The organism is Bradyrhizobium sp. (assembly GCF_027307225.1).
In the GTDB taxonomy this organism is placed as follows: domain Bacteria; phylum Pseudomonadota; class Alphaproteobacteria; order Rhizobiales; family Xanthobacteraceae; genus Bradyrhizobium.
The window spans coordinates 23,312-29,849 of the sequence record NZ_DAHUXJ010000083.1 but is presented as its reverse complement, the minus strand read 5'-3'; the positions used below and the strand labels follow the sequence as shown (position 1 = coordinate 29,849).

Here is a 6,538-nt window from a genome sequence, read left to right as displayed (position 1 = left end):
CTGCCGCGGCTATTACAATCGCTACGGCCACTGGCGCTGCTATCGGTATTAGAGCTCCGATTCCGAAGTTCGCAAACTATCGCGGCGACCTCTGATGCGAACTTCGGAATCAAAGGAGCTCTAGCAACTACCAATTCTAGTGCGACCTTGAATTTGAAGTTCCTGTGAAGAACTTGGCGCGATACTGATAGGAACTTCAAATTCGCCGCACTGGTGTGGTGGATTTGACATTCGCGCCGAAGTTGCCGCGAGTCTCAAAGCGAATGTCAAATCCAAAGCCACACTAGAATCCAATATTTACTAGTGTCCCCGTTCTGACATTCGTAAACCAGCCTGCCGCGAAATGGCACGAATGTCAGAACGGGGACACTAGCTTCCACGCACAAAATCAGTATGTTGCAGCCCGAAACCGCCTCAATTGGCCCCGGAATGCACCTATCCGGCAAGGTCTGGGGCCACAATATCAGGAAAAACTGCTTTGAAAGTCATCGCCAGCTCCATTCGCAAAGGCAACGTCATCGAGCAAGACGGCAAGCTTTACGTGGTCCTCACCGCTGAAAACATCCATCCCGGCAAGGGAACCCCGGTGAGCCAGATCGAAATGCGCCGTATCGGCGACGGTGTGAAGATTTCCGAGCGCTACAAAACCACCGATCAAGTGGAACGGGCGACGGTGGAAGACCACAATTTCAACTACCTCTACCAGGATGCCGAAGGCTTCCACTTCATGAATGCCGAGAATTACGATCAGGTCCAGGTTTCCAAGGAAATTGTCGGTTCCGGGGCACCTTATTTGCAAGAGAATATGACCGTGAAGCTCTCGCTTCACGACGGTAATCCTGTCGCGATCCAGTTGCCACAGCGCGCGACGCTGGAAGTGGTGGAGACCGAGCCCGTGACCAAGGGACAGACCGCGTCGTCTTCCTACAAGCCCGCCGTCTTGTCCAATGGCGTGCGAACGGCCGTGCCGCCGCACGTCGCCGCCGGTACGCGGATTGTGGTGATGACCGAAGATGGCTCTTACGTCGAGCGCGCAAAGGATTAATATCTGAAAGCGCGGGGCAGCGCCGGGGGGCGTTAGGGTGAGATCGGGGGTTGGCAGTTTCTTGGCGCGTCTAACATTCGGCGCCTGCTTGCTCGGCGCCGTGACAAGCCCTGTTGCGGCGGATGATTTCAGAAGCCCAGCCATCTCTGTTGCGCACGTGGACTGGCGCGCCGTGCTCGATCAGGTTCGGAGCGAGATCGCCGCGCAGCCAACGGTTCTGCCTGCATTCACCTTCGTCGGCCGGCATCGGTTGCCGGCCTCCGACCCGCGTTCGATGCCGACGCTCGTTCAGCTCAACGCCACGACCTCCCGGATTTTCACCGGCATCAGCCGCAGCTCGGTGCCGGTCTTGCTGCCGTTCGACACTGCGGCCTATCTCGACGCGGAATGGCGCGGCACGCTTGAGAGCCTCTCGCTGGCACACTTCCAGGCCGACTTTCTTCCGGCCGAGATGTTCGATGCCGGTCCGGCCGGCTATGACGCGGTGTTTGCGCTCGCGTCTGGCGCAGGTGATGGCCTTCCGCAACGGGTTTTCGCCAAGCCCGTCGAGGTTCAAATCACAGGATCGCTGCTGACCTACGATCTCAACGATCCGCTTGGCGGCAAAGGCGAGCCAGTGAAATCGTTGGCCGCGGAATATCCGGACCTTCGCCGTTTCATCCGGGAGGGTTACGTACGCTACGCGTTCACGCGCTTCGGCATTCCTTACGTCGTTTCGATCCAGTGTCTCGACAGCGTGGCAAAGGCGAAGCGCTTGGCCTGCCGCGAGGCTTATCCGGTTGCCGAACGCTTCCTGAAGGCCTTGCATGTCGCAGGCGGCCTGCCGTCGCGGCCGCGCTCGGATATTGCTTCCGAGGCCATTGAGCGTCCTTCCGTGGCGTCGCCGGATTTCACCTACCTGCCGCCCGGAGACATCATCGCCAACAGCGGATCGCACCGGCAGAGCGGCCGCGTCGATTACACGGCCTATTCGCAAATCCGTTTTCCGCTGGCGAAGGCGCCGGCGTTCGCCCATTCCCAATCATTCCATTCGCGTAAATCCAGCGACAGGTTCGACGAGTTTTCCAGCGGGCTCACCAGCTATCCCTGGCAGGATAACTTTTGCGAAGCGCGGAGCTTTGGCGTCGGCCAGTGCCCGACCGGTTTTGGCCACCAGGGCCAGGACATGCGGCCCGCGCCCTGCCCCAGCCACGACGACGGGCCGGAGCATTGCGACCGCAAGCACCGGCCGGTGGTCGCTGCCCGCGACGCCGTCCTGATCCGCTCGCCGAAGCAGCAGGCGGTCACGCTCCAGGTGAATACCCGCAACGAACATATCCGCTTCCGCTACATGCACATGGACCCATCAGCCATGGACGCCGACGGTGTGCTGAACGGCCGTCTTGTCGAGGAAGGCGAGCAGATCGGCGTAGTTTCCAACTATCTCGACCGTCCCAACGGCACTACCCGTCACCTGCATTTCGACATGCAGGTGTTCACCCGCGACGGGTGGCTATGGGTCAGTCCCTACATCACGCTGGTCTCCGCCTATGAGCGTCTGATCCATGGACGTGGACGCGAGGTCGGACCTCACAGCATGCCGGTGGCCGCCGACTTCGCCCATGCGCTTCCCGAGGATATGACCCGCCACGGCACCGAAGAAGGCAGCGAGAATTATTAGCCCCCGACCTTTTCGCTGATTGCAGGCCTATTCGAGCATCGTCGTGAGTTGGGCGCCCTCGTCCGCGACGAACACCGCAATCAATTCGGCCGGCTCGGTGTTGCTCGCGTTGGCGGAAACCACGTGCGTTGACCCCGGCGGCTCGAAGAACGATTGCCCCACGGTGAACGTCTCGACCGGACCGCCGCCAAGCTGCGAACGGATCTCGCCCTTGGTGACATAGGCGGTTACGGTGCCTGCATGGCGGTGCGCGGGCGTGAAGCCACCCGGACCGTAAGACACCCGCACGATCGTCACGCGCTTGCCGGGCACGTTCGGCAGGGCATGCGAGGCAATCACCTCGACCTTGTTGAGCGGCGACCCCGGCGCCGAGGCACTGTTGATGCAAAGCGGCGCCAATGCATTCGATATCCAGTCGGAGGTCGGCGGCAGCGCCTTTGCGGCGATCAGCGCGCAGCCAAGGCCGGCCACAACCGCAAATGAGACCGGTCGCCGGTGAGGCCACATCGGTGCAGCCAGTGTCGTCGCCATTGATGTCATCGTTTATTCCTCTGCCTGATTGCTCGACGGTTCATGACGCAGCCGCGCTCAGGCGGCTTGCCGGGCCGGTGGCGTCCAGCGATATGCGACGCCAAACCTGTTCCACGTGTTGATCGAGGCGATGGCCGAGGTCAGGTAGATCAATTCCTGATCCGAAAACTCGGCGCGCGCCCGCTCGTAGACGTCGTCACCGACACCGTCCGCGAGCAGTGTCAGCGCTTCGGTCCACGCCAGCGCCGCACGCTCGCGTGATGAAAATTGCGGCGCCTCGCGCCACACCACGACCAGGTTGAGTTTGTCGGCGGCCACGCCGAGCCGTTCGGCCTGCAGGATGTGAAATTGCACGCAAAAGGCGCAGCCGTTGATTTGCGATGCGCGCAGCTTGATCAATTCAAGCAACGGCTTTTCGATGCCGGCCTTAGCGGCGAATCCGCCAAGCGCGAGAACGGCTTCGTACGCGTCCGGAGCCATTTTCTGAAAGTCGCTATATTCCTTCCGTGCAAGTGACATTTTCATACTCCCCATGCTATCAGTGTTCTGATTAAGTATAAGAGTACTGATAATATGCGCAAGTTGACAAATCGATCGATACCGGCGAGACGGCAAAAATCGCATTCGGTCCAAAAGCCGCGCTCCCGAAAATCCGGCCCACGCGACAACGCCGCCGGCCAAGTACAGGCGCTCAACGGCGTCCGCCTGCCGCCGCCCGGCTCGGGCAAGCGCGGCGAGCAGGGTCACATCGCCTATCTCTTGCGGCAGGCCCAGGCCGCGACGCGGCTGACCCTGGAACGTTCCCTCACGGATCTCGGCGTCACGCCGCCGCAGTTTGCCGTGCTCACGATGCTCAACGCCTACCCCGGCCTTTCCGGCGCCGACGTCGCACGGGTCGCACTGCTGACGCCACAGACCGTCGGCGTCATCATCGGCAATCTGGAAAGGAACGGCGCGATCAGGAAGACGCCGCATCCGGTGCATGGCCGCGTGTTGCAGTGGACGGTCACCCGGCGCGGCTCGGACCTGCTCGAGAAGTGCCGCCGCCGCGTCACCGCGGTCGAACGGCGGCTGGTCGCGGGATTGGGCGCAAAGGCGGAAACCACCATCCGACGCTGGCTGTCCAAAATTGCCGTAGATTTGCACTGGGATGGCTAACCTCCGCCGGCTGCGGCTTTGTTGCGCCGGACCCACCACGGTTAGACTGTCCGGATGACGCCGCCTGATTCCCGCAAAATGCCCACGCGCCGCGCTCTGCTGCGAGGTGGCCTCGTTGCCGGGATGGCCGCAGGCGATCTGTTCGCCCGACCGCTTCAGGCATTTGCGGCAATGCCGCCTGGCTTCGAGCAATGGCGTGACCGCTTTCGCGCCCATGCCCTGGCGAAGGGAATTTCGGAGGCGACCTGGAACCGGGCGATGGGCCGGATCGAACCGGACATGTCGGTGTTCAAGGAAATCGGCAACCAGCCCGAATTCAAGGAAGAACTCTGGCAGTACATCAACCGCCGGGTCTCGGATTGGCGCATCATCCACGGGAAAGAAGCGCTGCGGAAGAACGAGGCGCTGTTTGGGCGGATCGAGCGCGATTTTGGCGTCGAACGCGGCACGCTGCTCGCGCTGTGGGGCGTCGAATCCGCCTATGGCGATCCGCTCGTGCAACAAAATCACATGCGACCGGTATTCCCGGCCCTTGCTGCGCTCGCCTGGAACGAGCCGCGCCGGCGCACTTATTGGGAGAGCGAGCTGATCAATGCGCTCCGCATCGTCGACCGCGGCTGGAGCACGCCGGAACAGATGCGCGGCTCCTGGGCCGGCGCGATGGGACACACACAGTGGATGCCCGAGGTCTGGCTCAATGTCGGCATCGACTACGACCATGACGGCAAGGTATCGCCGTTCGGCCGGCCCGATGACGCGCTCGGTTCCACAGCGCGCTATCTCGTCACCCGCGGCAAATATCACCGCGGCGAACACTGGGGTTATGAAGTCCGCAGCAACGGCGTCTCGGCTGGCGGCAATCGTAGCTATGCAGCCTGGAGGGGCGCCGGCGTGGCGCGCGCCGACGGCAAGCCCTTCCCGCAGCCGAATGCCTCCGCGAAGCTGTGGACGCCGGTGCCAGGCGGGCCGAGTTTCCTGCTGGGGCCGAACTTCTATTCGGTACGAAGCTACAATCCCGCGATGAGCTATGCGCTGGCGATCTGTCATCTCGGCGACCGCATTCTGGGCGCGCCCGCATTCATCCAGCCATTTCCGGATTCGGAGCGCGCGATGACGCTCGCCGAGGTGCAGGAGATGCAGGCGCGACTGACCAGAGCGGGCTTCGATACCGGCGGGACCGATGGTCGTGTCGGCAACGACACCATGCAAGCCGTTCGCGACTATCAGACCAAGATAGGCTTGCCTGCTGACGGTTACGGTGGCCTGAAGGTGCTCGCACGGTTGCGGCAGGGAAATTAGGCCGTCTTACGACGGCCGCCGCGGCGGCGCGGCGCCTGCGAACATGCCTCCATCGATGACGAGTTCGCTGCCGGTCACATAGCTTGAAGCGTCGGAAGCAAGATACAGCACGCCTTGGGCGATTTCGCGCGCCTTGCCCGCGCGCCCCAGGGGAGCCGCGAGCTTTGCCAGTTCCTCGCAATCGATCGGCGCATTTTGGCCGCTCGCGGTGCCACCGGCCGGAATCTTGCCCCAGATCGGCGTATCGATGATGCCGGGATGCACGGAATTCACACGGATGCCGTCGCCCGCCGACGCGCATTCCATCGCGACCGACTTGGCGAACAGGCGCACGCCGCCTTTGGTGGCCGAATAGCCGGCAAGCGTGGCCGAGCCGCGCAAGCCCGCCAGCGACGACATCAGGATGATCGAACCGGCACCGGACTTGCGCATTAAAGGCAGGCTGTACTTCACCGACAGAAATACGCCGTCGAGATTGATCGCCGTCTGCCGCCGCCAATCGGCAAGCGACATGTCAACGACCGAGAAAGCGCCGATTCCAATACCGGCGTTCGACACCAGCACGTCGAGCCTTCCAAAACGCCGTTCGATTTCGCCTGCCACTTCGGCCCAACGCTGCTCGCTGGTGACGTCCTGGTGCAGAAACAACGCTTCGCCGCGGGCCTTGTTGATACCGGCCACGACTTGCGGTCCCCTCAGTTCGTCGACGTCGGTCACGACGACGCGGCAGCCCTCCGCCGCCAATAGTTCAGCGATCGCCTGGCCGATGCCCGACGCGCCGCCGGTAACCAGTGCAACCTTGCCTTCAACCTGCCCTGCCATCGTCGACTCCCGTCCCCTGCCCG

Annotated in this window: 7 protein-coding genes; 4 read left to right on the top strand and 3 right to left on the bottom strand. The window is 62.5% G+C overall.

Translation table 11 applies throughout. From position 1 onward, the window contains the following. Positions 1-478 precede the first annotated feature (478 nt). On the top strand, positions 479-1,045 hold the full coding sequence (efp, locus tag M6D32_RS14740) for an elongation factor P (protein ID WP_298257379.1): 567 nt from the start codon (positions 479-481) through the stop codon (positions 1,043-1,045). A gap of 61 nt (positions 1,046-1,106) precedes the next feature. After that, positions 1,107-2,705 (top strand): M23 family peptidase, encoded by a 1,599-nt coding sequence (locus M6D32_RS14735; RefSeq protein WP_298257373.1) that lies wholly within the window; start codon positions 1,107-1,109, stop codon positions 2,703-2,705. Positions 2,706-2,732: 27 nt separating this feature from the next. On the opposite strand, the gene M6D32_RS14730 is transcribed toward M6D32_RS14735, so the two are convergent. Beyond that, complete coding sequence (locus tag M6D32_RS14730) at positions 2,733-3,245, bottom strand: cupin domain-containing protein (RefSeq protein WP_298257371.1); 513 nt, start codon at positions 3,243-3,245, stop codon at positions 2,733-2,735. Positions 3,246-3,293: 48 nt separating this feature from the next. After that, positions 3,294-3,755 (bottom strand): carboxymuconolactone decarboxylase family protein, encoded by a 462-nt coding sequence (locus tag M6D32_RS14725; RefSeq protein WP_298257369.1) that lies wholly within the window; start codon positions 3,753-3,755, stop codon positions 3,294-3,296. 54 nt (positions 3,756-3,809) lie between these two features. Between M6D32_RS14725 and M6D32_RS14720 the strand changes: the two genes are divergently transcribed. Then, positions 3,810-4,394, top strand: coding sequence for a MarR family transcriptional regulator (locus M6D32_RS14720; RefSeq protein ID WP_298257366.1), 585 nt, complete (start codon positions 3,810-3,812; stop codon positions 4,392-4,394). Positions 4,395-4,448: 54 nt separating this feature from the next. Continuing rightward, the gene (locus M6D32_RS14715; protein WP_298257364.1) at positions 4,449-5,693 is read left to right on the top strand and encodes a lytic murein transglycosylase; all 1,245 of its coding nucleotides are present in this window, start codon (positions 4,449-4,451) and stop codon (positions 5,691-5,693) included. 6 nt (positions 5,694-5,699) lie between these two features. On the opposite strand, the gene M6D32_RS14710 is transcribed toward M6D32_RS14715, so the two are convergent. Next, the gene (locus M6D32_RS14710; protein WP_298257362.1) at positions 5,700-6,515 is read right to left on the bottom strand and encodes a glucose 1-dehydrogenase; all 816 of its coding nucleotides are present in this window, start codon (positions 6,513-6,515) and stop codon (positions 5,700-5,702) included. Positions 6,516-6,538: the final 23 nt, after the last annotated feature.

Coding starts and splice junctions, on each gene's coding strand:
- M6D32_RS14730 (WP_298257371.1), bottom strand. CDS start 3,245: ATGACATCAATGGCGACGACACTGGCTGCACCGATGTGGCCTCACCGG.
- M6D32_RS14725 (WP_298257369.1), bottom strand. CDS start 3,755: ATGTCACTTGCACGGAAGGAATATAGCGACTTTCAGAAAATGGCTCCG.
- M6D32_RS14720 (WP_298257366.1), top strand. CDS start 3,810: ATGCGCAAGTTGACAAATCGATCGATACCGGCGAGACGGCAAAAATCG.
- M6D32_RS14715 (WP_298257364.1), top strand. CDS start 4,449: ATGACGCCGCCTGATTCCCGCAAAATGCCCACGCGCCGCGCTCTGCTG.
- M6D32_RS14710 (WP_298257362.1), bottom strand. CDS start 6,515: ATGGCAGGGCAGGTTGAAGGCAAGGTTGCACTGGTTACCGGCGGCGCG.